The 21,680-nt window shown below is 70.8% G+C and carries 20 protein-coding genes; 8 read left to right on the forward strand and 12 right to left on the reverse strand.

Annotation, left to right across the window (positions count from 1 at the left end; translation table 11 throughout):
• Window positions 1–21 precede the first annotated feature (21 nt).
• Window positions 22–1,197: an NAD(P)/FAD-dependent oxidoreductase gene (locus tag QSK39_RS24390; protein ID WP_285480143.1), complete on the reverse strand. Its 1,176-nt coding sequence runs from the start codon at window positions 1,195–1,197 to the stop codon at window positions 22–24.
• A gap of 274 nt (window positions 1,198–1,471) precedes the next feature.
• Between QSK39_RS24390 and QSK39_RS24395 the strand changes: the two genes are divergently transcribed.
• Window positions 1,472–1,903 carry a nuclear transport factor 2 family protein gene (locus tag QSK39_RS24395; RefSeq protein WP_285480144.1) on the forward strand — a complete coding sequence of 144 codons (432 nt, stop codon included), beginning with the start codon at window positions 1,472–1,474 and terminating at the stop codon, window positions 1,901–1,903.
• 13 nt (window positions 1,904–1,916) lie between these two features.
• Here the strand turns inward: QSK39_RS24395 and QSK39_RS24400 are convergent, their stop codons facing one another.
• On the reverse strand, window positions 1,917–3,509 hold the full coding sequence (locus QSK39_RS24400) for an MDR family MFS transporter (protein WP_285480145.1): 1,593 nt from the start codon (window positions 3,507–3,509) through the stop codon (window positions 1,917–1,919).
• A gap of 139 nt (window positions 3,510–3,648) precedes the next feature.
• Between QSK39_RS24400 and QSK39_RS24405 the strand changes: the two genes are divergently transcribed.
• On the forward strand, window positions 3,649–4,293 hold the full coding sequence (locus QSK39_RS24405) for a TetR/AcrR family transcriptional regulator (RefSeq protein ID WP_285480146.1): 645 nt from the start codon (window positions 3,649–3,651) through the stop codon (window positions 4,291–4,293).
• 26 nt (window positions 4,294–4,319) lie between these two features.
• Here the strand turns inward: QSK39_RS24405 and QSK39_RS24410 are convergent, their stop codons facing one another.
• A complete protein-coding gene (locus tag QSK39_RS24410) occupies window positions 4,320–5,618 on the reverse strand; it encodes an MFS transporter (RefSeq protein ID WP_285480147.1) in 1,299 nt (432 codons plus the stop codon).
• 96 nt (window positions 5,619–5,714) lie between these two features.
• Here QSK39_RS24410 and QSK39_RS24415 point away from each other — a divergent pair, with 96 nt between their 5' ends.
• Window positions 5,715–6,731: a MaoC/PaaZ C-terminal domain-containing protein gene (locus QSK39_RS24415; protein WP_285480148.1), complete on the forward strand. Its 1,017-nt coding sequence runs from the start codon at window positions 5,715–5,717 to the stop codon at window positions 6,729–6,731.
• A gap of 97 nt (window positions 6,732–6,828) precedes the next feature.
• A complete protein-coding gene (locus QSK39_RS24420; protein ID WP_285480149.1) occupies window positions 6,829–7,548 on the forward strand; it encodes a TetR/AcrR family transcriptional regulator in 720 nt (239 codons plus the stop codon).
• Window positions 7,549–7,558: 10 nt separating this feature from the next.
• On the opposite strand, the gene QSK39_RS24425 is transcribed toward QSK39_RS24420, so the two are convergent.
• Window positions 7,559–8,359, reverse strand: coding sequence for a class II aldolase/adducin family protein (locus QSK39_RS24425; protein WP_285480150.1), 801 nt, complete (start codon window positions 8,357–8,359; stop codon window positions 7,559–7,561).
• 140 nt (window positions 8,360–8,499) lie between these two features.
• Here QSK39_RS24425 and QSK39_RS24430 point away from each other — a divergent pair, with 140 nt between their 5' ends.
• Entirely contained in the window at window positions 8,500–9,102 is a 603-nt protein-coding gene (locus QSK39_RS24430) for a TetR/AcrR family transcriptional regulator (RefSeq protein WP_285480151.1), read from the forward strand.
• A gap of 14 nt (window positions 9,103–9,116) precedes the next feature.
• On the opposite strand, the gene QSK39_RS24435 is transcribed toward QSK39_RS24430, so the two are convergent.
• The 4 genes from QSK39_RS24435 to QSK39_RS24450 are packed head-to-tail and all read right to left on the reverse strand — an operon-like array spanning window position 9,117 to window position 12,941.
• Window positions 9,117–10,283 carry an acyl-CoA dehydrogenase family protein gene (locus QSK39_RS24435; RefSeq protein ID WP_285480152.1) on the reverse strand — a complete coding sequence of 389 codons (1,167 nt, stop codon included), beginning with the start codon at window positions 10,281–10,283 and terminating at the stop codon, window positions 9,117–9,119.
• A complete protein-coding gene (locus QSK39_RS24440; protein ID WP_285480153.1) occupies window positions 10,280–11,404 on the reverse strand; it encodes an acyl-CoA dehydrogenase family protein in 1,125 nt (374 codons plus the stop codon). Before QSK39_RS24440 ends, QSK39_RS24435 begins: the two co-directional genes overlap by 4 nt.
• Window positions 11,405–11,406: 2 nt before the next feature.
• The gene (locus QSK39_RS24445) at window positions 11,407–12,177 is read right to left on the reverse strand and encodes a crotonase/enoyl-CoA hydratase family protein (RefSeq protein ID WP_285480154.1); all 771 of its coding nucleotides are present in this window, start codon (window positions 12,175–12,177) and stop codon (window positions 11,407–11,409) included.
• The gene (locus QSK39_RS24450) at window positions 12,174–12,941 is read right to left on the reverse strand and encodes an SDR family NAD(P)-dependent oxidoreductase (RefSeq protein ID WP_285480155.1); all 768 of its coding nucleotides are present in this window, start codon (window positions 12,939–12,941) and stop codon (window positions 12,174–12,176) included. The genes QSK39_RS24445 and QSK39_RS24450 overlap by 4 nt, the downstream gene beginning before the upstream one ends.
• Before the next feature lie 137 nt (window positions 12,942–13,078).
• Between QSK39_RS24450 and QSK39_RS24455 the strand changes: the two genes are divergently transcribed.
• Window positions 13,079–14,650 carry a class I adenylate-forming enzyme family protein gene (locus QSK39_RS24455; RefSeq protein ID WP_285480156.1) on the forward strand — a complete coding sequence of 524 codons (1,572 nt, stop codon included), beginning with the start codon at window positions 13,079–13,081 and terminating at the stop codon, window positions 14,648–14,650.
• A gap of 40 nt (window positions 14,651–14,690) precedes the next feature.
• Here the strand turns inward: QSK39_RS24455 and QSK39_RS24460 are convergent, their stop codons facing one another.
• The 3 genes from QSK39_RS24460 to QSK39_RS24470 are packed head-to-tail and all read right to left on the reverse strand — an operon-like array spanning window position 14,691 to window position 18,588.
• Window positions 14,691–16,328: an AMP-binding protein gene (locus QSK39_RS24460; RefSeq protein WP_285480157.1), complete on the reverse strand. Its 1,638-nt coding sequence runs from the start codon at window positions 16,326–16,328 to the stop codon at window positions 14,691–14,693.
• On the reverse strand, window positions 16,325–17,464 hold the full coding sequence (locus QSK39_RS24465) for a thiolase family protein (protein ID WP_285480158.1): 1,140 nt from the start codon (window positions 17,462–17,464) through the stop codon (window positions 16,325–16,327). The genes QSK39_RS24460 and QSK39_RS24465 overlap by 4 nt, the downstream gene beginning before the upstream one ends.
• A 17-nt stretch (window positions 17,465–17,481) precedes the next feature.
• Complete coding sequence (locus QSK39_RS24470; protein ID WP_285480159.1) at window positions 17,482–18,588, reverse strand: CaiB/BaiF CoA transferase family protein; 1,107 nt, start codon at window positions 18,586–18,588, stop codon at window positions 17,482–17,484.
• Window positions 18,589–18,647: 59 nt separating this feature from the next.
• On the opposite strand from QSK39_RS24470, the gene QSK39_RS24475 reads away from it, so the two are divergent.
• Both QSK39_RS24475 and QSK39_RS24480 read left to right on the forward strand, forming a co-directional pair.
• Window positions 18,648–19,844 carry an acyl-CoA dehydrogenase family protein gene (locus QSK39_RS24475; RefSeq protein ID WP_285480160.1) on the forward strand — a complete coding sequence of 399 codons (1,197 nt, stop codon included), beginning with the start codon at window positions 18,648–18,650 and terminating at the stop codon, window positions 19,842–19,844.
• Window positions 19,844–20,200 (forward strand): EthD domain-containing protein, encoded by a 357-nt coding sequence (locus tag QSK39_RS24480; RefSeq protein WP_285480161.1) that lies wholly within the window; start codon window positions 19,844–19,846, stop codon window positions 20,198–20,200. The genes QSK39_RS24475 and QSK39_RS24480 overlap by 1 nt, the downstream gene beginning before the upstream one ends.
• Before the next feature lie 25 nt (window positions 20,201–20,225).
• On the opposite strand, the gene QSK39_RS24485 is transcribed toward QSK39_RS24480, so the two are convergent.
• Window positions 20,226–21,566, reverse strand: coding sequence for an MFS transporter (locus QSK39_RS24485; RefSeq protein WP_285480162.1), 1,341 nt, complete (start codon window positions 21,564–21,566; stop codon window positions 20,226–20,228).
• Window positions 21,567–21,680: the final 114 nt, after the last annotated feature.

Here is a 21,680-nt window from a genome sequence, read left to right on the forward strand (position 1 = left end):
CCGCGGCCGGGCGGGGTCGGCTCAGCGGGCCGGAGCCAGGCCGGCGATGTCGTTCCGTCTCAGGCGGACCTGCTTGGGCATCTTCCAGCCGAGCACTCCGGTTACGGCGCCGTTCCTGCGGTACCGGGCGACGAACCGGCCCGCCGCGAGCTCGCCGTCGGTGATCTCCACCTCGGCGTCCGCGGGCAGGAACCCGTGCACCTGGACCTTGACGTCGAACTGGTCGGTCCAGAAGTACGGCACCGGGGTGTAGGGCCGGTCGTCGCCGAGGATCGCCCCGGCAACAGCCTGGGCCTGTTCCGTCGCGTTGGTCCGGTTCTCCAGCCGGAGCAGGTCACCGAGGTGGTCGTGGTGCCAGCGGGCCACGTCGCCCGCCGCGTAGACGCCGTCGGCGGCGCGGCACCGCGAGTCGCACACCACGCCGTTGTCCAGGGTGAGGCCGCTGCCGTCGAGCCAGCCGGTCTCGGGGATCGCGCCGATCGCGACCACCGCCACGTCGGCGGGCAGCACCTCGCCGGTGCCGAGCCGGACTCCGGTCACCCTCCCCGCGTCGCCGGTGAACCCGACGACCCCGGTGCCGAGACGGAGCCGGACCCCGTGGGCGGTGTGGAGCCCGGCCAGCAGATCCGACACCAGCGGGCCGACCTGCAGGGCAAGAGGGGCCGGTTGCGGTCCGGTCATCGTGACGTCGGCGCCCATCGTCCGGGCCGTGGCCGCGATCTCGGCGCCCAGGACGCCTTCTCCGATGACCACCAGCCGGGTGCCCGGGACGAGCTCCCGGCCGAGCGCCCGGGTGTCGTCGAGCGTACGGAGGACGTGCACTCCGGACAGGGCTTCCTGGCCGGGCAGCCTGCGCGGCCGTGCGCCGGTGGCGATCACGACGACGTCGGCCCGCAGGGCGCTACCCGACACGGTGTGCACGGTCCGCTCGCCCACATCGAGCCCCGAAGCGGGATCGCCCAGGAGGAAGGTCGCGTCGAGGGCATCCAGCGCCTCGGCCGCCCGCAACGCCGCACGGGCGGGCTCCCAGGCCCCCGAGAGCACCTGCTTCGAAAGCGGCGGCCGGTCGTACGGCGGGTGCGGCTCCGCGCCCAGCACGATGATCTTCCCGGTGTACCCCTTGCGGCGCAGCGCTTCCACGGTCGAGAGCCCGGCCGCCGACGCACCGACGACCAGCACCTTGCCGACGCCGGTCACGCCGTCACCCGGCAAGCACCGATGCTCATGGACCACGCCTCTCGATCGAGTTCATTAGACCGACCGGTCGAATCAACGATGCGGCCACCATACGCGCACCTGGCACCCCCGGGCAACGGCTCACTGAGAGCAGGGAGATACCTTGCACAGCAACAAAATGGTGAACCGCCGGTACGTTGCCGGGCAGCGGTCGGTTGTTCTATCGTCGCCACGGACAGGTGCCCGCTGTTCTTCCGGCATCCCGAACATCCGTGTCACGACCGAGGAGCACCGCATGCCCGCCACCCCCGGATCCGCCGTGCCGGAACACTCCGAGGTCATCGCCGAGGTCCGCCACGCCATCGCCGCCTACTGCCAGGCCCTCGATGACGGCCGGGTCGACGACCTCGTCGCCTTGTTCACCCCCGGCGGTGTGTCCGCCCTGCCCGGCATGGACCCGGCCGAAGGGCACGACTCGCTGCGCGCGCTGTACCGGGGACTGGCCGCTCGGGGCGGGACGCAGCGGCACCTCGTCGTCAACACCACGGTTTCCACCGAAGACGGGGGCCAGGTCAGCGCGATCAGCGATCTGGTGTTCCTGAGCCACGGCGAGAGCGGGTGGCAAGTCCCGCTGGCCGGACGCTACGAGGACGTCCTGACCCGGCACGACGGCGCCTGGCGGTTCGCCACCCGGTCGCTGACCTTCACGACGCCGGTGACGGCGTAAGGCCGTAGCCGGATCAGGTGGCTTGACGACGCACCGGCGTCTCAGGCTCGAGTGCCGCGGGCGTGACGACGGGGACACCCTCCACGACACCGGCCGCCGTCTCGCCCACGTCGGCGAGGTCCAGGCTGGCGCGGAGGGTGACCGGTTTCAGCAGCAGCGCCGCAACGACGGCGAGCACCGCGACGCACGCCGAGATGAGGAAGACGTGCCCGCTCGCGTCGCCGTAGGCGTCACGGACGATCTCCTGCGCGGCCTGGCCGGGTGCGGCGGCGGAGCCGCGCGCGGTCTGGTCGGCGACCTGACGGGCCAGCACCGCGCCGAGGACGGACACGCCGATCGTGCCGCCCAGGGAACGGAAGAAGCTGACCGAGGAACTGGCCGCGCCGACGTCCTTGAGCGGGACGGTGTTCTGCACGGCCAGGACGAGGTTCTGCAGCGTCATGCCGACGCCGAAACCGACGAACAGCATCGCCACGCCCACGAAGGCCAGCGGAGTCGTCCGGTCGATCGTGCTGAGCCCGGCGAACCCGGCCATGAGGAACACCGCACCCGCGACGATGAACGGCTTGATCTTCCCGATCCTGCTGATCAGCCGGCCGGCGACGACGGAGGAGATCAGGATGCCGGCCATCATCGGGATCGTCAGCAGGCCCGCCTGCGTGGGGGCGTACCCGCGGCTGAGCTGGAAGTACTGGCTGAGGAACACCGAACTGCCGAACATGGCCGTACCCACCGCGAGACTGCCGACGATGGCCAGCGCGGTGGTACGGCGCCTGATGATGCCGAGGGGCACGATCGGCTCCGCGACCCGCGTCTCCACCACCAGCGCGACGGCGAGGAGGATCAGCGCTCCGCCGACCATGAACGCGGTCGGCCACGACGCCCAGGCGAACGACCGGCCGACGAACGAGACCCAGATGAGCAGGACACTGACGCCCGACGCGATGAGCGTCGCGCCCAGGTAGTCGATCTTCACGTCGCCACGCCGGATGACGGGCAGCCGGAGCGTCCGCTGGAGCAGCACCAGGGCGACGGCCGCGACCGGCACCCCGACGAAGAAGCACCACCGCCAGCCCAGCCACGGCGTGTCGACCACGACACCACCGAGCAGCGGGCCGCCGATGGTCGAGACGGCCGTGACGCTGCTCAGATAGCCGCTGTAACGGCCCCGCTCCCGCGGCGGGATCATCGCGGCGATCGCGATCTGGACGAGCGCCTGCACCCCGCCCACCCCGATGCCCTGCACCGCCCGCGACGCGATGAGCTGGCCGGCGCTCTGGCTCACCCCGGCCGCCATGGAACCGAGGACGAACACGGCGATGGCGGCTTGCACGAGCGTCTTCTTGCTGAACAGGTCGGACAGCTTGCCCCAGATCGGGGTCGTGGCGGCCGCGCTGAGCAGGGTTGCGGTGACAACCCAGGTGTACTGCGTCGGTGAACCGTTCAGCGACCCGATGATCCTCGGCAGCGCGGTCGACACCACGGTGCTGCTGAGCGACGAGACGAACAGCGCGATGAGCAGCCCGCTCAGGGCCTTGAGGACCTGTCTGCGCGCCCCAGGCTGCCCAACGCCGGTACTGGGCTCGTTCACCACGGTTGCGCTCATCGGTTCGGCCTCCCAGTGGCCTCGGCGGGACGACTCGGACAGTCATCTTACATTTTGTAATGTAAACAGATGCTGTGTACAGTCATCACCGTGGGTGGCGCTCCGCACACCCTGGACCCCGATGCGGGATAGTGGGCCGGTGGAATCGCAGCCGCGCTTGAGCCTGCGCGAAGAGCAGAAGAACCTGACTCGCAGCCGGCTGCTGGACGCCGCCGTCACGGTGCTGAACGAGAAGTCCGTCTTCGACGCGACGATGGAGGACATCGCCAAGGCCGCCAACATCTCCCGGGTCACGGTCTACGCGCACTTCCCCGGCAAGGGCGAGATCGTCCAGGCACTCGCGGAGCGCATGTACAACCTGATGGGCGAGGCGTTCGCCGACCTGGCCGCCCTCCCCCGCTTCACCCGGGCCGGCGTCCGGCAGTGGCTGGGCGCGACCGCTGACCGGTGGCGGGCCATGACTTCCCTGCTCCGCGCGGTCAGGCCCGCCTCGTCGCTGGCGGCGCGCGCGCCCTTCAGCCCGCGGGATCGCTATCTGGAGGCTCAGGCGCGGTACGTGTCCACTTTGGTCGGCGACTCGGCGCGATGGCGGGACGTACCCGATGCGCAGGCACGGCAACGAGCCGCGATGGTCGTGCTGCAGACGGAGTCGTTCATGACCGCGTGGGTCCAGGTGGGCATCCCGCTGGACACCGAAGACCCGCTCGAGCTGCTCGCCGACAGCCTCTGCTTCCTCCTGGAACCCGCGATCGAGAACGACGCGCGACGGCCGCCCGCGTCCTGAGCGCGTCTTCCCCCTGGGCGCCGGCGCTACCGGACGCTGCGGACGGGCAGCAGCAGGAGGCCGCCGAGGACACCGAGGACGGCGGCGATCGGGAACAGCGCAGTGTAGCTGTGGAACAGGGTGATGATCAGGCCCGCGCCTGCCGCGGCGACGGTCTGCGGCAGGGTCGCGGTGATGTTGATGATCCCGAGGTCCTTGGCGGCGTCGGTCGACGACGGCAGCACCTGGGTGATCAGGACGTAGTCCACCGAGAGGTAAGCCCCGAAGCCGAACCCGGTGACCGCCGCGTAGGCGATCATCCCGCCGACCGTGGGCGCGAACAGCGGCACGAGGGAGCCGATCGCCAGCACCGTGGCGACGATGACGAGAATCGGCTTGGTCCGGCCGAACCGGTCGACGAGAAAGCCGGCGACCGGCGTCGAAACCAGGACGCCGGCGAGCGTGGCCACGCCGACGACCGGCACCGTCCGCACGGCACCCTCGGTGCCGAGCCCGACGTAGTCCTGCAGGGTGTAGAGAACGTAACCCGACACCAGGAAGTAGCCACTGTACAACATGAACCGCGCGGCGAACGTCCAGGCGAAGTCGGGATGCTTCCGCGGGCTGACCCAGAACGTGCGCAGCAACGCCACGACCTGAACCGGCTTCTTCGGCTGGCCGATGTTGGACTGTGCACCCACGAGAGCGAGCAGCACGACACCCACCAGCAGGGCGACCCCGATGATCAGGTAGCCGGCGAAGACCGCCGAAGCGAAGCTCGAGCCGAACGCCTGCCCCGCCGTGGCTCCCACGAGCGCGGCGACCCCGAGCGACGACGAGAACATCCCGCGGCGCGCGACCGGCACCCGGTCCGGGAGGTTCGCGTACATGCTCGTCGAGATGCAGCCGACCGTCACGAACTGCATCAGGAACCAGAGCACGACGAGCTCGCCGATGCTCCCTGCCGAGCCCATCAGGATGGTCAGCACGAGGGTGAGCACGGCTCCGGCGAGCATGACCGGCACCCGCGCGCCCAGCCGGCTGCGCACCCGGTCGGACACCGCGCCCATGATCGGCCCCGAAATCATCGACCCGATCGCCCCGACGGCCAGGACCAGGCCGAGGGAGCCGACGTAGCCGGCCGGGTCGATCTTCTGGATCTGCAAAGCCAGCAGCGTCACCCCGACGGCGGCCCAGAGCACGCAGAGCAGGAAGTTCGTGACGGTCATGCCGACCAGCAGGCGACGCAACCCCGCCGGCCGGAGCGTCGGCCTGCCGGTCACGTCCACGCCAACCGGAGCGTCGGTCGCGCGGATTTTGTCGGACTCGTCGGGCAATGTCGCCATCGATGCACTTCCTTGTGCTGAGGAGCCGGTCGCCACGTGAGAGGTGAGCACGCAAATTGAAAGCGTTCTCTTCGTTCCGTCACGGCAGTTCGCCCGGTGAGCGGGACAGTCGGTCAACAGCGACAGTCGTCCATCCCGTTGACCGGTACCGGCAGCTGCGTTCCGCCAGGCGGCGCGGTTACGGTTTCCCTGACAGGGCCGGAGAATGCACGAACTGGGCGAGGTGGTGCGCCGATGCCGATGGACCTCGGCGCGGTCGGGCGGAGCTGGGATTCGGGCGAGTACACCTGGACGCCGCAGGACGCCGTCCTCTACGCCCTTGCGGTGGGAGCCGGCACCCCGGATCCGTGCGCCGAACTCGCGTTCACGACTGAGAAACCTCCCGATACGGTCCAGCGGGTATTGCCGACCTTCGCAGTCCTGCCCACGATCTCGCGACGAGGCCCGAAGCTGGGTGACTTCCCGCGTTCCCGGATGCGGCACGCGGAACAGCTGCTTCGGGTGACCGGCCTCCTGCCCGCCACCGGACGGGTCCGCGTGACCTCCCGCGTGACCGGCATCCACGACAAGCGGAGCGGTGCCCTCGTCGTCATCACCAACACCGTCACCGATGCCGGGACCGGCGAGCTCGTGGCCGAGACCATATCGGCGATCTTCGTTCTCGGCGAGGGCGGCTTCGGCGGCCCGCCAAGCCCGTCCACGCCGTGGAGCGAACCGGATCGGCCCGCCGACCACGTCGTCACCTACCGGACGAACGACAACCAGGCGCTGCTGTACCGGCTTTGCGGAGACCGCAACCCGCTCCACTCCGATCCCTCGGTGTCCGCGCGCGCCGGCTTCGAACGCCCGATCCTGCACGGACTCTGCACCTACGGGTTCGCAGGGCGGGCGATCCTCCACGCCGTGTGCGGATCCGATCCGGCGCGGTTCGGTGAGATCCGCGCTCGGTTCGCTGCCCCCGTCCTGCCGGGGCAGTCCCTTTCCACGCACATCTGGGGCGACGGGGACAGCTTCCGGTTTGTGGTCAAGGCCGGTGACACCACCGTGCTCGACCGAGGCTTCTTCAGCAGGACAGAACCCCATGGGACCTCGACCGATCGGTACAACCCCTGACCTGATCGGACCCGGCCCGGCTGCCCGGACACGCCCGTGACGTGCGGCGCGTCCACGCGGGCACCGAAGCCCGTCCGACGGCGAATATGCTCCTGGTATGCCACGACCACCAGGGCACGGACCGGGCTACGAGATCAAGCGGCAGGAGATCATCGACCGGAGCGCCGCACTGTTCGCCCAGAAGGGGTACGCAGCCACCGGGATCGCCGAGATCGGCGAAGTCTGCGAGCTCGCTCGAGGCGCCCTCTACTACTACATCGGTTCGAAGGAAAACCTTCTCGTCGAGATCCAGAACCGCGTCATGCGCCCGCTGCTGCAGTCGGCACGCCGCATCGTCGCCCTCGACGACGACCCGGTGTTCCGGTTGCGCATGCTGTCCCACAGCCTGCTCGAGAACATCCTCGCCCGGCTCGACCACATCTGGGTCTACGAGCACGACTACCGCAACCTGCGTGGCGCCAACCGGGCACGGCTCCTGCGGCAACGCCGGGAGTTCGAGACCCTCGTCGAAGGACTCCTCGCCGAGGCCATGGACGCGGGCCAGTTCCGCAAGATGGACCCGCACCTGGCGACCCTGCAGTTCCTGAACCTGCACAACCACACCTATCAGTGGGTCAAGCCCGGCGGGCAGTGGGACGCCGCGTACCTCTCGGCCGAATACTGCGCCACCCTCATCTCCGGCTTCCGCAGCCAGGACTACGACCCCGAATACCTCGACGGCCGGATGCGGGACGCCCTGGCCCGACGGGAGACCGCGACACCGGAGCCCGTCGCTTCGCGGGACAAGCCACGCACCGCTCGCCGCGGATCGGCGTGACCCGGACGGCTCAGTCCCGGTAGGACGGATCGGCACGGTCCAGCTTGCGCACCAGCGACGGCCATTCCCGGTCGTGGGAGACACCCAGATCGCCGACCCACTGGCGGACGGTCAGCTCGATCACCTCCCGCGGCGGCGTGATCAGCGGGCTGCCCGCCGCCATCGCCAGGAGCTGGGCGCGAGCCGCCTTCTCCAGGTAGTAGTTCTCCGTGAAGGCCTGGGCCACGCTCCGGCCGGTCGTGATGGTGCCGTGGTTGCGCAGGATCAGGGCGACGTGGCCGCCGAGGTCGGCGACCAGGCGCTCCCGCTCGGCCGTGCTCAGGGCGATGCCCTCGTAGTCGTGGTAGCCGAGACGCCCGTGGAACCGCATCGCGTGCTGGGTGATCGGCAGCAGGCCGGCCTCCAGCGTCGACAGCGCCATGCCCGCCTCGCTGTGCAGGTGCATGACGCACTGCGCGTCCTCCCGCGCACTGTGGATCGCGCCGTGGATGACGAAGCCGGCGGCGTTGGGCCGGTACGGGGTGTCGCCGATGACGTTTCCGTCCAGGTCGATCTTCACCAGGCTCGACGCGGTGATCTCGTCGAACCCGAGCCCCAGCGGGTTGACCAGGAAGTGGTGCTCCGGCCCGGGAAGGCGGGCGGAGATGTGGGTGTAGATCAGGTCGTCCCACCCGAACACGGCACACAACCGGTAGGCGGCGGCCAGATCGCGCCGAATCGCCTGCTCGGCTTCGGTCATCGGGGCGGTGTCCTCGATGTGGGTGACCGGCAGCTCGAAGGAGGAGTACCCGGTGTCGGCGACGCTGGTCATGAGGTCGTCCCTCTCGTCGTGAAAACTCCGGCAATGTGAACTGAACGTACAGTTCATTCTTTGTCGCCGCCTCTCCCCTGTCAATGCTCCCGGTGCCCTAAACTGAACAAGACGTTCAGCCGAGACCTGCGAGGTGCGCCATGCCCAGCCCGGCACCAGCCGGTCCGGTGTCCCGGCGCGCCCGGCGGCCCCAGCAAGGGCCGCGCGCAGAGGCGAAGATCCTCGACGCGGCCTACGAACTGCTGCTCGACGAGGGGCTGGAAGCCACGACCGTCGAGGCGATCGCCGCCAGGGCCGGAGTCAGCAAGGTGACCGTCTACAAGTGGTGGCCCAACCGCGCCGCGGTGATCATGTCGGCGTTCCTGCGCCGGTCCGACGACCTGCTCCCCTACCCCGACGACTTCCACCTCGGCGAGGTCGAGGACCGGCTGCTGCGGATGGCCGCGTCGTTCCGCGGCGCGACCGGCGCGGCAATGGCCGCGCTCATCGCCGAGAGCCAGTCCGACCCGGAGATCGCCCAGGCCTTCCGCGACGGCTACATCAACGCGCGGCGGGAGCGGGGCGTGGAGATCGTCCGCGCGGCGATCGACAACGGCGAGATCCGCGCCTCGGACCCCGACGTCGTCCTCGACCTGCTCTACGCGCCGCTCTACTTCCGCCTCCTGGTCGGGCACCGGCCGCTGGAAGACAGCGCGGTCCGCGAGCACGTCCGGCTCGTGCTCGCGGCGTTGCGGGCGGACTGACGGGCTCGGCGCCGTCACCCGGCCGCGGGCATGCCCGGCTCGTGCGGCAGACCCAGCACCTGCTCGGCGATCGTGTTCAGCTGGATCTCCGCGGTGCCCGCACCGATCGTCGACGCCCGCGTGCGCAAGAACCCGGTCAGCCACCGCGCGCGCTGAACCGCTCCCGGCGAGTTCCGGCCCAGCAGCCCGGCCGGCCCCAGCGCGTCGACGGCGAACTCGTGCAACTCCTGCTCGAACGCGGTGATGTGCAGGCGCGAGATGGACGAAGCCGGACCTGGTTCGCCATGGGCGAGGATGTCCGAGATGGTCCGCTGTGCGTTGTAGCGCATGATCCGGACACCGATCTCGAAGCCGGCGACCCGGTCGGCCACCAACGGGTCCGCCAGCGCTCCACGCTCCCGGAGCAGCTCCTCCAGCTCGGTCAGGACCCGCCGATACAGGGCGGCCTGGTTCATCGCGCCCGCGGCCCGCTCGTGCCCCAGGCTGGTGCGCACCAGCGGCCAGCCGCCGTTCTCCTCGCCGACCCGGTCGGCGACCGGCACCCGCACCCCGTCGAAGAACACCTCGGCGAACACGTGCCCGCCCGTGAGGTCACGCAGCGGCCGGACCTCGACGCCCGGCGCGTGGGCGTCGATGATCAGGTAGCTGATCCCCCGCTGCCGGTCCGCCACCGCTCCAGTGCGCACGAGGGTGAAGAACACGTCGGCCCGGGCGGCGTGGCTGGTCCACACCTTCTGGCCGGTGACGACGTAGTCCGGCCCCTCCCGGCGTGCGGTGGTGCGCAGTCCCGGCAGGTCGGAGCCCGCTCCCGGTTCGGAGTAGCCCTGCGCCCAGACCCGGTCGCCCCGGAGCATCGACGGCAGCCACCGCCGCTTCTGCTCGTCCGTGCCGAACTTGATGATCGTCGGCGCGGCGATGCCCAGGCCGGTCCCGACCGGGCCGGGTACCCGCGCACGCGCCAGCTCCTCCTGGTAGGCGACCTGGTGGGCGAAGGGAAGATCCATCCCGCCGTAGGCCTCCGGCCAGCCCGGGCCGGCAAAGCCGTGGTCGAACAGCGTCGCCTGCCACGCCCGGGTCCACGCGAACCGTTCGTCCGGGTCACGGGGCCGCGGCCCCGGGCCGTGACCGGTGAGGAACTCGCTCAGGCGCGCACGGAAGGCCTCGACGGGTTCGGTGGTCATCGGTTCGGTCCCGTCATCTCGAGCAGGCGGTTCAGGCGGCGGCGTTCCTCCCGCGGTGAGCCGAACAGCAGCTCCGAGGACTTCGCCCGGCGCAGGTAGAGGTGTGCGTCGTGTTCCCAGGTGTAGCCGATCCCCCCGTGGATCTGGATGTTCTCCTTGGCCGCGTGGGTGAACACCTCCGAGCAGTGCGCCCGGGCCACCGAAGCCGCGACCGCGGCCTCGGTCCCGGGCTGCCCGGCCACCGACCCGGCGAAGCGGGCCGCCGAGCGCGCGCACTCGATCTCGACGTGCAGGCGCGCACACTTGTGCTTGATCGCCTGGAACGACCCGATCGGACGGCCGAACTGCTCGCGCGTCTTGGCGTACCCGACCGCCATCTCCAGGCACCGCGCGGCGCCGCCGACCTGTTCGGCGGCCACCGCCGCCCGGACCAGGTCACGCACGTGCTCGAGCGGGCCCGAGGCGTCCCCGTCACCGACCCGGGTCGCCGGCGTCCCGGCGAGCTCGATCTTCGCCAGGGGCCGCGTCGCGTCCAGTGTGTCGAGCTCGGTGCGGGTCAAGCCGGAAGCAGTCGCCTCGACGGCGAAGAGACCCACGCCGTCGGCAAAGCGTGCCGGAACGAGGAGCAGATCGGCGGAATGCCCGTCCACGACGTACGTCTTGACGCCGCGCAGCGTCCACTCGCCACGGTCGTGCTCGGCGACGGTCTCCGGTGCGACGTCCCATCGGCCGTTGTCCTCGGTCACCGCGAGGGTCGCGGTGAGCGTGCCCTCGGCGATCGCGGGGAGCCAGCGCCGCCGCGCGGTTTCGTCGCCGACATGGGTCAACGCCTGACCGGCCAGTACCACGGTGCCGAAGTAGGGACCCGAGTAGAGCGCGCGCCCCATCTCCTCCAGCACGACACCCAGTTCGACCGGCCCCGCCCCGGCTCCGCCGTCCGCCTCGGGAATGGCGAGCGCGGCGAGGCCCAGCTGACCGGCGAGCTGGGGCCAGCCTTCCCGGTCGTAGCCTCCGGAGGACTCGACGCTCTGGCGCACCGCGCCCGAAGAAGCCTTGTCGCCGAGGAACTTGCGCACCAGGGCACGCAGCTCCTCCTGCTCATCGCTGACACTGAGACTCATCGCTACCGCCCGGTCCAGACCGGATCGCGGCGCTCGGTGAACGCCCGCGCACCTTCGCGAGCGTCCTCCGAAGCGAAGACCGGATCGGAGTGGACGGCCTGCCGCCTCCACACCTCGTCCTGCGGCCAGCCTGCGGCCTCCGAGGCGACGGCCTTGGAACACTGGACGGCCAGCGGTGCGTTACGGGCGATCCGGGCGGCGAGGTCCAGCGCGCCGTCCAGGGCCGTTCCCTCGTCGACCACGCGGTTGACCAGCCCCAGGCGTTCCGCCCGGGCCGCGTCGATCGGGTCACCCGTCAGCAGCAGCTCCATCGCGATCGCGCGCGGGACCCGTTGCGGGAGCCGGATCATCCCGCCACCACGCGCGGCCAGCCCGCGGCGCACTTCGGGCAACCCGAAACGCGCACCGCGGCCCGCGACCACCAGGTCGCACGCGAGCACCAGCTCGCACCCGCCACCGAGGGCCCAGCCTTCGACCGCCGCGACGATCGGCTTGCGGGGCGGCGCCTCCACCATGCCGCCGAAACCCCGTCCCGGCAGAGCGGGACGTTCGCCGGCCGCGAAGCGCTTGAGATCCATTCCGGCGCAGAACGTGCCGCCGGCGCCGGTGAGCACAGCGATCGTCAGGTCCGGGTCGTCGTCCAGCCGCTCCAGCGCCGCCGCGATGATCCGGGACGCGGCCAGCGTCATCGCGTTCTTCTGTTCCGGCCGGTTCAGGGTGATGACGAGGATCCGGTCGCGCGCCTCGACGATCACCTCGGGCGCGGCGCTCATCGGGGCCCCATCCGCAGCGCGCCGTCGAGCCGGATGGTCTCGCCGTTGAGGTACGGGTTGCGCACGACGGACAACGCGAGGTCGGCGTAGTCCGCGGCGTGGCCGAGCCGTTTGGGGTGCGGGATCGTCTCGGCGATGCTTTCGCGGATGTCCTCGCGCAACCGCGCCAGCATGGGCGTGTCGAACGTGCCGGGCGCGATGGTGTTGACCCGGATCTGCCAGCTCGCGAGGTCGCGCGCCGCCACCAGGGTCATCGCGTGCACACCGCCCTTGGACGCCGAGTACGACGTCTGGCCGATCTGCCCCTCGAAGGCCGCCGCCGAGGCGGTCAGCACGATGGCTCCGCGATCACCGTCGTCGAGCGTGTTGCCCGCCATCGCCGCCGCCCCGAGCCGCAGGACGTTGTAGGTGCCGACGAGGTTGACCTCCAGCACCTGCCGATAACTGTCCAGCGCGGCGGGCTTGCCGGCCTTGTCGAGGATCCGCAGCCGGTCGCCGCCGCGGCCCGCGCAGTGCACGACCGCGCGCAGCTGCCCCGACTCGCAGGCCGCGTCCAGAGGCGTGGCCAGGCTGTCCGGATCGGTGATGTCGGCGGGAACGAACCTTGCTCCCGGGCCGAGCGCGGCCGCGGTGTCGGCCCCGGGAGAGGACGGCAGGTCGGTGATGACCACCTTCGCTCCCGCCGCGACGAACGCCTCCGCGGTGGCGGCCCCGAGCCCCGAGGCGCCACCGGTGACGAGCGCCGTGATCGTGTCGAGTCGCATCGTTCCTCCGGAATCCCTTGTACCGCAGCCTGGTGGAGTGGCGGCACCGCGGTCTCGGCCGCTTGGCCGCCGATCACCCCTCAGGTACAATCAGCTAACTGATTTATCTAAACTATACCTCCCTTCGGAAAGAAGCCATGACGAACCCAGCACGTGCGCTTCCCGCGGAGCGCGGCCTGCCCCTGTTGTCCAGCTGGCTCCGGCGGGTCCTGGAGGTCGATCCCCGCGCCCGGGCACTGACTTTCGAGGAGACGGACCATTCCTGGTCCTACTTCGCCGAGTCGGTGACGGACCTGGACACGCTCCTGCGTGAGCACCCCGCGGCCCGGCGGGTGGGCATCGTGCTGCGGAACCGCCCGGGGCACCTCGCCGCGGTGCTGGCCACGATCGCCACCGGACGGCAGATCGTCACACTCAGCCCGCACGTGGGCGACGCCGGACTGGCCGAAGACGTCGAAGCACTGCGTCCCGACGTGCTCGTCGCCGACGAGCAGGACTGGGCCCGAGAGCCCGTTCTCCGCGCGGCGGAACGGATCGCCGCGATCTCGCTGGTCGTTTCGGGCGAGCACCGGCTGCGGGCCCACCCGGCGCCGTGGCGACCGGCGCCCGCCGGCCTGCCGACCGAAGACGTCGCCGTGCTCATGATGACCAGCGGCACGACGGGCAAACCCAAGCGGGTCGCGCTCACCTACACGCACCTCACCTCCGCGTTCACCAGCGCGGGCACTTTGCTCGGCGAAGACGGGGAACCACGGCTGCGCAAGGGAACCGTCATCCTGTGGTCCGCACTGACCCACATCAGCGGGCTCTACTTCGCGATCAGCAACGCCGTCGAAGGCCGTACGGTCGCGCTGATGGAACGCTTCGAGGTGCACGCCTGGGCCCGTTTGGTCGTCACGCACCGGCCCCGGGTCCTGCGCCTGCCGCCGACGGCCATCCGCATGGTGCTGCAGGCGGACGTGCCACCCGAGGTGTTCAGCGGGGTGCGCGCCCTGGGGTCGGGCACCGCACCGCTGCCTCCCGAACTGGGCGAGCAGTTCGAAGCCCGTTACGGCATCCCGGTCCTGGCGACCTACGGCGCGACCGAGTTCGCCGGTGCCATCGCCGGCTGGACCCTCGCCGACCACCAGGAGTGGGGCAAGAGCAAGCGAGGCAGCGTCGGACGCCCGCACCACGGCATCGAACTGCGCGTCATCGACAAGGACACCGGCGCCGTCCTGCCGGCCGGGTCGACCGGTCTCCTGGAAGCCCGCGGTCCCCAGCTGCCCGCCGCCGACGACGCATGGGTCCGCACCACCGACCTCGCGTCCCAGGACGAGGACGGCTTCCTGTTCATCCACGGCCGCGCCGACGAGGCGATCAACCGCGGCGGGTTCAAGATCCCGCCCTCGGTCATCGAGGACGCCCTGCGCGCGCACCCGGCGGTGACCGACGCGGCCGCGGTGGGACTGCCCGACGAACGGCTCGGCGAAGTCCCGGCCGTCGCGGTCACCGTGGGGGCCGAGACGACCGAACAGGAGCTCCTCGACCACCTCGCCGCCCGGCTCACGCGCTACCAGATGCCGGTCGCCCTGCGGATCGTGGACCAGCTGCCGCGGACACCGTCCATGAAGGTCGGCCGGCCGCAGGTGCGGGACCTGTTCGCCGCCCGCGTTGACGCCCCGAAGGTGATACCGGCGAGCCGGCTACCAGAAACCACTGCCGGATAACGGATCCGCCGCTCGGCCCGGCCGGGCCGAGCGGCGGGGACTACCCCGTGGCGCGCGTTGATTCCGCGTGCTCGGCACGCAGGCGATCGCGCAGCTCGTACTTGCGGACCTTCCCCGAAGGTGCGCGGGGCAGGTCGGCGACGACCTCGATCCGTTCAGGTGCCTTCTGCGGAGCGACGCGATGGCCCGCGAAGAGCTCGCGCACCTCCTCGACGTCGAGCGTCCCGTCGTCCGCCAGGACCACGAAGGCCGCGACGCGCTCGCCGTACTTGGGATCGGGTTCGGCGACCACGGCCGCGTGGCGCACGCGCGGGTGGGTCGCCAGGATGTCCTCGACCTCCTTCGAGGCGATGTTTTCCCCGCCCCGGATGATGATGTCCTTGATCCGGTCGGTGACGACCAGGTAGCCCTCGTCGTCCACGAGTCCGACGTCGCCGGTGCGGAACCACCCGCCCCGCACGAACGCGGATCGGTCGTGGACCGGGTCCCGGTACCCGGCGAACCGGCTGGGGCCCCGGGTGAGGATCTCCCCTGCTTCACCGGCCGGAACCGGACGCAACTGTTCGTCGACGATGCGCACCTCGTCGCCGAAGCGCACCATGCCGTCGGTCAACGACCGCCGCCGCGCCGGCGCGTGCAACGGCGCGGTCGCCACCCGCGGGTGTTCGGTGCTGCCGTAGGCCCGGGCCACGACGACCCCGGCCGCGTCCGCCCTCGCCACCAGCGCCGGCGGCACGTTCGTGCCACCGACCTGCACGAACCGGAGGGTGGAGATGTTCCGCCCGGTGGTGGCCGCGGCCCTGAGGATCGCGTCGACGTGCAACGGGGTTCCGCTCGTGATGGTGCAGCCGAACTCCTCGATGAGCTCGACCGCGCGGACGTCGTCCCACCGGTCCATCAGCACGGTGTCCATGCCCGCGGTGATGCCGCCGCAGACCGCCAGCAGCCCAGCGATGTGCCCGGAGGGCCAGGGAATGAGCCGGCAGTCGCCCGGCGCGGCCTCGTTGATCCGGTCGCCCTTGCGCAGCTCGCACAGCAGGGAGTTGTGCGTGTGCTGCACGCCCTTGGGCACCCCGGTCGTGCCCGACGTGTAGATCACCGCGCACACGTCGTCCGCGCTCACCTCGCCGGCGGGCGCCGACGGCCCGTCGCGCGTGACGAGCTCGGACCACTGAACCGCACCGGGCGGGAGCCGCTCGCCGATGACGACGACGTGCTCGAGCGACGGTCCGGCGTCGAGTGTCTTGAGACGGTCCAGGAAATCGATGGAACGCCAGGCATCCGGCACGATCAGCACCTTCGCACCGGCGTCCCGGAGGATGACCCCCAGCTCGGCCGCGCCGTAGATGTGCGTGATCGGCACCAGCACCGCGCCGGCGAGCCAGACGCCGAAGTAGGACGCCACCAGCTCCGGCCGGTTGGGCACCTGGACGGCCACCACGTCGCCGGGCCGCACGCCCAGCCGGCCCAGCCCGGCGGCCACCCTGCGGGCCTCGCCGAGCACCTCGGTGAGGGACATGGTGTGCTGCCCGGCGTCCGAGGCGAAGACGAACCGCGTCTCCGGGAACCGCCGCCCGGCGTCGCGGAGGGTCTCGGCCAGCGTCTTGGACGTGTAGTGCCCTTCGACGTACCAGCGCTCGCGCAGCCGGATCACGTCGTCCGCCACCGGGCGGTTCACGCCACCAGCTCGAAGATGGTGGCGTTGGCGGTTCCGCCACCTTCGCACATCGTCTGCAGGCCGAGCTCGATCCCGTTGTGCCGCATGTGGTGGATCAGCCGGGTGGCGAGGATCGCGCCCGACGCGCCGAGCGGATGGCCCACGGCGATCGCGCCGCCCAGGGGGTTGAGCCGGTCGAGGTCGGCGCCGAGCTCGACCTGCCACGCGAGGGGCACCGGTGCGAACGCTTCGTTGACCTCGAACGCGCCGATGTCGCGGATCGAGAGCCCGGCGCGGTCCAGCACCTTGCGGGTGGCCGGGATCGGCGCGGTCAGCATCATCACCGGGTCGGCGCCGGCCACCGAACCGGCCCGGATCCGCGCCAGAGGCCGCAGGCCGTGCGCGCGGGCGTTCTCCGCCGTGGTGACGAGCAGCGCGGCGGCGCCGTCGGAGATCTGGGAAGAATTGCCCGCGTGGACGACACCGTCGTCCTGAAAGGACGGTTTGAGCTTGGCCAGGACGTCAGGCGTCGTGCCCCGGCGCAGCCCTTCGTCCTGCTCGAGATCCGCGACCTTGACCAGGTGGTCGTCGAAGGCGCCGCCGTCGATCGCGGCCGCCGCCAGCTCGTGCGAGCGGCTGGCGTACTCGTCGAGCCGGCGTCGTGACAGGTCCCACTTGCGCGCGATCATCTCCGCGCCGGGCCCCTGCTCCAGCCGGTCGGTTTCGAACCGCTTCAGCACGGTCTCCCCATAGGGCACACCGGACTGCCGGGCGGCACCCAGCGGAACCCTCGACATCGACTCCACACCGCCCGCGACCACCCAGTCGTAGGCACCCGCGACCACGGCGTGCACCGCCGACTCCAGAGCCTGCTGGCTGGATCCGCACGCCCGGTTGAAAGTGACGCCCGGGACGCTTTCCGGCCACCCTGCGGCGAGCGCCGCGAACCGCCCGATGTTGCTCGACTGGTCACCCAGCTGCGTGACACAACCCCACATCACGTCGTCGATGCTCCCAGGATCGATCCCGGTGCGCTCGACCAGCGCCTTCAGCACCGCCGCCGACAAGTCGACCGGGTGCACCTCGCTCAGGGAACCGTTGCGCTTCCCGATCGGCGTCCGCACCGCGTCCACGATCACGGCCTCACGTACCGTCATGCTCTTCGCTCCCTGTGTCAGCCGTTGTCCGCGGCGCCCGTGTCATGGTCGGCGCCGGAACACCATCGTGTGAGCGCCGCTTCCGCTGAGCGGGACGCGCCCGCCCGCGGGCCGGGCAGCACGGGACGCCATCCGTCGCGCTCGCCGGAAGCCGGGGCGAAGGTGCCCCGGGCGGTCAGATGGGGGTGTTCCGCCGCCTCCCCCAGGCTCAGCACCGGGGTCAGGCACGCGTCGACGCCCTCGGCCAGGACCGTCCACTCCGCACGCGAACGCCGCCGCACCGCTTGCTCGATCTCGGCGCGCAGTTTCGGCCACTCACCCGGATCGTCCCGGCGCGTCGTCCAGTCCGGGGCCAGCTCCAGCAGCTCCACGAGCGCGGCGAAGAACTGCGGCTCCAGGGCGCCGATAGCGACGTAGCCCCCGTCGGCGCATGCGTAGACGTCGTAGAAGGGAGCCCCGGTGTCGAGGCGGTTCGTCCCCGCTTCGTCGGACCACGTCCCCCGGGTCCGGTACTCGTGCAGCATGGCCGTGAGGTAACTGGTGCCGTCGACGATGGCCACGTCCAGCACCTGCCCACGACCGCCGTGCACGGCGGCCAGGATCGACGCGACGAGGTACATGCCGCCCCCGCCGAAGTCCCCGAGCAGGTTGGCACTCGGCGTCGGTATCGCACCCCGCCGGGCGGCGTGGTGCAGCGCGCCGGTCAGGCCGATGTAGTTGATGTCGTGCCCGGCCCGGGACGCGAGCGGCCCGTGCTGGCCCCAGCCGGTCATCCGCGCGTAGATCAGCGCGGGGTTGCGCGCGTGCACGGCCTCGGGCGACAAGCCCGCTCGGTCGAGGACCCCGGGGCGGAACCCTTCGACCAGGACGTCGGCCCGCTCCGCGAGTCGCAAAGCGGTCGCACGCCCCTCGGCGGACTTGAGGTCGAGTTCGAGGACCGGCCGGTTCCCGGCGAGCGCCGGGCGCGCGACCCCGGGCCGGGCGATGGCGAGCACGTCCGCTCCCAGGTCGGCCAGCATCATGCCGGCGAACGGACCCGGGCCCAGCCCCAGGAACTCGAGCACCTTCAGCCCGGCCAGCGGCGGTTCGACCGACATCGAGTCCTCCCGGACAGCCAGGGCCATGAGCTATAAAGGGTATATTAGTTATCTATTCAAAAGACAAGTGGCACCAGGAGCGACCGATGCCCCAGGCCTTCTACGACGAAGACCACGAAGCCTTCCGCCACACCGTGCGCGCCTTCGTCGAGCGGTCGGTCCGGCCGCACGCCGAGGACTGGGAAGAGCACCGCCGGATCGACCGGGAGGCGTGGCAAGCCGCCGGCGCGGCGGGCGTTCTCGGCCTGCGGATCCCCGAGCCGTTCGGCGGCGCGGGCACCGACGACTACCGGTTCCGCTGCGTCGTGCAGGAGGAGCTGGCGGCCATCGGCGCGGCCGCGCTCGCGTCGAGCTTCTCGATCAACGAGGACATCGTGGCCTCGTACCTGACGAAGTTCGGTACCGACGACCAGAAGAAGCAGTGGCTGCCGGGCATGGCCGCAGGCGAGATCGTGACTTCCATCGCGATGACCGAGCCCCGCGCCGGAAGTGATCTGCGCGGCATCCGGACTTCGGCGCGCCGAGACGGCTCGGACTGGGTCATCGCCGGCACCAAGACGTTCATCACCAACGGCTTCAGCTCCGACCTGGTGATCGTGGCCGCACGCACCGGTGAAAGCGACGGTCGTGCGGTGCTTTCGCTCTTTCTCGTACCGTCTTCGGCCCCGGGGTTCGCCCGTGGCGCGAAGCTGAAGAAACTCGGCCTGCACGCGCAGGACACCGCGGAGCTGTTCTTCGACGACCTGCGCGTCCCCGCCGACGCGCTCCTCGGAGAGGAAGGCAGCGGCTTCCGGCAGCTGACCACGCAGCTTCCGCTCGAACGCCTCTCGATCGCCTGGCGCGGGCTCGTGGCCGCGGAATCGGCGTTGCGCTGGACCGTGGAGTACACCCGTGAACGCACGGCGTTCGGCAAGCGGATCGCCGACTTCCAGAACACGCAGTTCCGGCTCGCCGAGCTCACGACGGAAGTCGACATCACCCGGGCCTACCTCGAGCGGTGCATCCACCAGCTGATCGAGGGATCCTTCGACGCGGTCACCGGCGCCAAGGCGAAGTGGTGGGCCACCGAGCTGCAGAACCGCGTGGTCAGCGCGTGCCTCCAGCTGCACGGCGGCTACGGCTACATGGACGAGTACCCGATCTCGCGCGCCTTCGCCGACGCCCGGGTCCAGACTCTCGTCGGCGGTACGACGGAAATCATGAAGGGCATCGTCGGCCGGGACCTCGTCGGGCCCCGTCCCCGCTCCGCGGAACCGGATGTCCCGTCGGAAGGCGGCGCCTGATGATCAAGATCGTCGCGATGCTGAAGCGCAGGCCCGATCTCACCCTCGATGATTTCTCCCGCTACTACGAGCGAGAGCACGCGCCGCTGTTCGCGCGCACCATTCCTCCGGCAGTGGATCGGGCGATCGTCCACTATGTACAGAACCACGCCGTCGTCCTCGGTGACGGCCGGGCGGAGCCGCCCTACGACTGCGTCACGGAGATCGGGTTCGCCGACCTGGCCGGGATGCGGCTGTGGTCGGCCTTCTACAACGGCCCGGACGGCGCGGTGCTCCGCGAGGACGAGGAACGCTTCATGGACACGAGCAAGCGAGTGGTCGTCGTGACCGAGGCCCGGTTCCCGGTGGAACGCTGACGACCACCGGGAAACCGCGCCGGCCTCACGCCGGCTCGGTACGCGCCTCGGCTCCCCAGTGATCACCGGAACTCGCGACCGTCCGCGCCCGCCTGGTCAGCACCAGTACCACGACGATGCCGAGCAGGCACGCCGCGACCACGAGCCAGCCCGCGGCCTGCGGGCCCGCGGAGGCGGTGATCGCCGCGGCGAGCGCGGGCGTGATCCCGCCGCCGAGGACGGCGCCGATGTTGTAGGCCAACGCGGTCGAGGTGTACCGCACGTCGGTCGGGAAGGCCTGGGACATCGTCACGAACAGCACCGGGGCGGAGAAGTAGCTGAAGGCGAGGGTCAATGTGTAGACCACGCCCACCCGCAGCACCGCGCCGGCGCCGCCGTGCGCCAGCGTGCTCATGAGGAGGAACAAGGGGAAGACCAGGACGATCGCGGCGCCGTACCCGACCAGCATGGTCGACCGGCGCCCGAACCGGTCCACCCACGCCCCGCCCGCGAGGAACCCGGCCGCCGCGACCAGCAGGCAGGCCGCCGAAAGCCAGTACACCAGCCCGTCCGGCAGCCCGAGTGTCTTGAGCAGGTAGACGTTCATGTAGTTGACCAGCACGGCGAGGATCATGGTGTTCGACAGGTTCAGCGACGCCGCCACCAGGATCATCCGCCAGTGCCCGCGGATCGCCGCGGCGAGCGGCGAACGGCGTGTGCGGTTGGCTTCGACCAGCGATCGGAACTCGGCCGAGTCCTCGATCCGCCGCCGGTAGAGCAGGACGAACGCGGCCAGCACCGCCGAGATGAGCAACGGGATACGCCACCCCCACTCGGCCATGGCCGGCCGGCCGAGGATCGCGACGGTCAGCCCGGCGACCGCGGGCGCGGTGGCGACGCCGATCGCGGACCCGGCCGGCACCAGGGACTGCATCCAGCCCCGGCGGCGCCCGCCGTCGGTCTCCGCGACGAAGGTCGACGCCCCGCCGATCTCGCCCCCCGCGGAGAAGCCCTGCGCCAGCCGCGTGACGAGCAGCAGGATCGGGGCGGCGACACCGATCTGGGCGTAGGAGGGCAACACGCCCATGATCGTGGTCGCCGCGCCCATTCCGGTGACCGTCACGAGCAGCGCGAACCGGCGGCCGCGGCGGTCGCCGAGGCGCCCGAAGAAGATCGCCCCCAGCGGCCGCGCCACGTACCCGACGCCGAAGACCCCGAGCGTCGCCAGGATTCCGGCGGTGGCGTCCGCGGAGGGGAAGAACTGCGGCGCCAGGTAGACGACCAGGAACGCGTAGAGCGTGTAGTCGTAGAACTCGATGAAGGTGCCCAGCAGGCCGGCGATCGCGACCCGCCTGCCCTGTGGTCCCGCTTCCACGCCTGTGGCCATCTGCCACTCCTTCCGTGCACCGTCGCACCGCAGCGAGAAGAGGCTACTTTATTCATGTGGCCCCTGTCACCATGTCCGCGAGACACCGACGATGATCGTCATCAAGGCGTTCCC

It is taken from the genome of Amycolatopsis sp. NBRC 101858 (assembly GCF_030269325.1).
GTDB classification, from domain to species: Bacteria; Actinomycetota; Actinomycetes; order Mycobacteriales; family Pseudonocardiaceae; genus Amycolatopsis; species Amycolatopsis ponsaeliensis.

What these genes read in the sequence shown, in the direction of transcription:
- QSK39_RS24425 (WP_285480150.1), bottom strand. Translation starts at nt 8,359, where the DNA reads ATGACCAGCGTCGCCGACACCGGGTACTCCTCCTTCGAGCTGCCGGTC.
- QSK39_RS24480 (WP_285480161.1), top strand. Translation starts at nt 19,844, where the DNA reads ATGATCAAGATCGTCGCGATGCTGAAGCGCAGGCCCGATCTCACCCTC.
- QSK39_RS24420 (WP_285480149.1), top strand. Translation starts at nt 6,829, where the DNA reads ATGCCACGACCACCAGGGCACGGACCGGGCTACGAGATCAAGCGGCAG.
- QSK39_RS24485 (WP_285480162.1), bottom strand. Translation starts at nt 21,566, where the DNA reads ATGGCCACAGGCGTGGAAGCGGGACCACAGGGCAGGCGGGTCGCGATC.
- QSK39_RS24465 (WP_285480158.1), bottom strand. Translation starts at nt 17,464, where the DNA reads ATGACGGTACGTGAGGCCGTGATCGTGGACGCGGTGCGGACGCCGATC.
- QSK39_RS24475 (WP_285480160.1), top strand. Translation starts at nt 18,648, where the DNA reads ATGCCCCAGGCCTTCTACGACGAAGACCACGAAGCCTTCCGCCACACC.
- QSK39_RS24440 (WP_285480153.1), bottom strand. Translation starts at nt 11,404, where the DNA reads ATGAGTCTCAGTGTCAGCGATGAGCAGGAGGAGCTGCGTGCCCTGGTG.
- QSK39_RS24410 (WP_285480147.1), bottom strand. Translation starts at nt 5,618, where the DNA reads ATGGCGACATTGCCCGACGAGTCCGACAAAATCCGCGCGACCGACGCT.
- QSK39_RS24395 (WP_285480144.1), top strand. Translation starts at nt 1,472, where the DNA reads ATGCCCGCCACCCCCGGATCCGCCGTGCCGGAACACTCCGAGGTCATC.
- QSK39_RS24435 (WP_285480152.1), bottom strand. Translation starts at nt 10,283, where the DNA reads ATGACCACCGAACCCGTCGAGGCCTTCCGTGCGCGCCTGAGCGAGTTC.
- QSK39_RS24455 (WP_285480156.1), top strand. Translation starts at nt 13,079, where the DNA reads ATGACGAACCCAGCACGTGCGCTTCCCGCGGAGCGCGGCCTGCCCCTG.
- QSK39_RS24430 (WP_285480151.1), top strand. Translation starts at nt 8,500, where the DNA reads ATGCCCAGCCCGGCACCAGCCGGTCCGGTGTCCCGGCGCGCCCGGCGG.
- QSK39_RS24445 (WP_285480154.1), bottom strand. Translation starts at nt 12,177, where the DNA reads ATGAGCGCCGCGCCCGAGGTGATCGTCGAGGCGCGCGACCGGATCCTC.
- QSK39_RS24470 (WP_285480159.1), bottom strand. Translation starts at nt 18,588, where the DNA reads ATGGCCCTGGCTGTCCGGGAGGACTCGATGTCGGTCGAACCGCCGCTG.
- QSK39_RS24450 (WP_285480155.1), bottom strand. Translation starts at nt 12,941, where the DNA reads ATGCGACTCGACACGATCACGGCGCTCGTCACCGGTGGCGCCTCGGGG.
- QSK39_RS24400 (WP_285480145.1), bottom strand. Translation starts at nt 3,509, where the DNA reads ATGAGCGCAACCGTGGTGAACGAGCCCAGTACCGGCGTTGGGCAGCCT.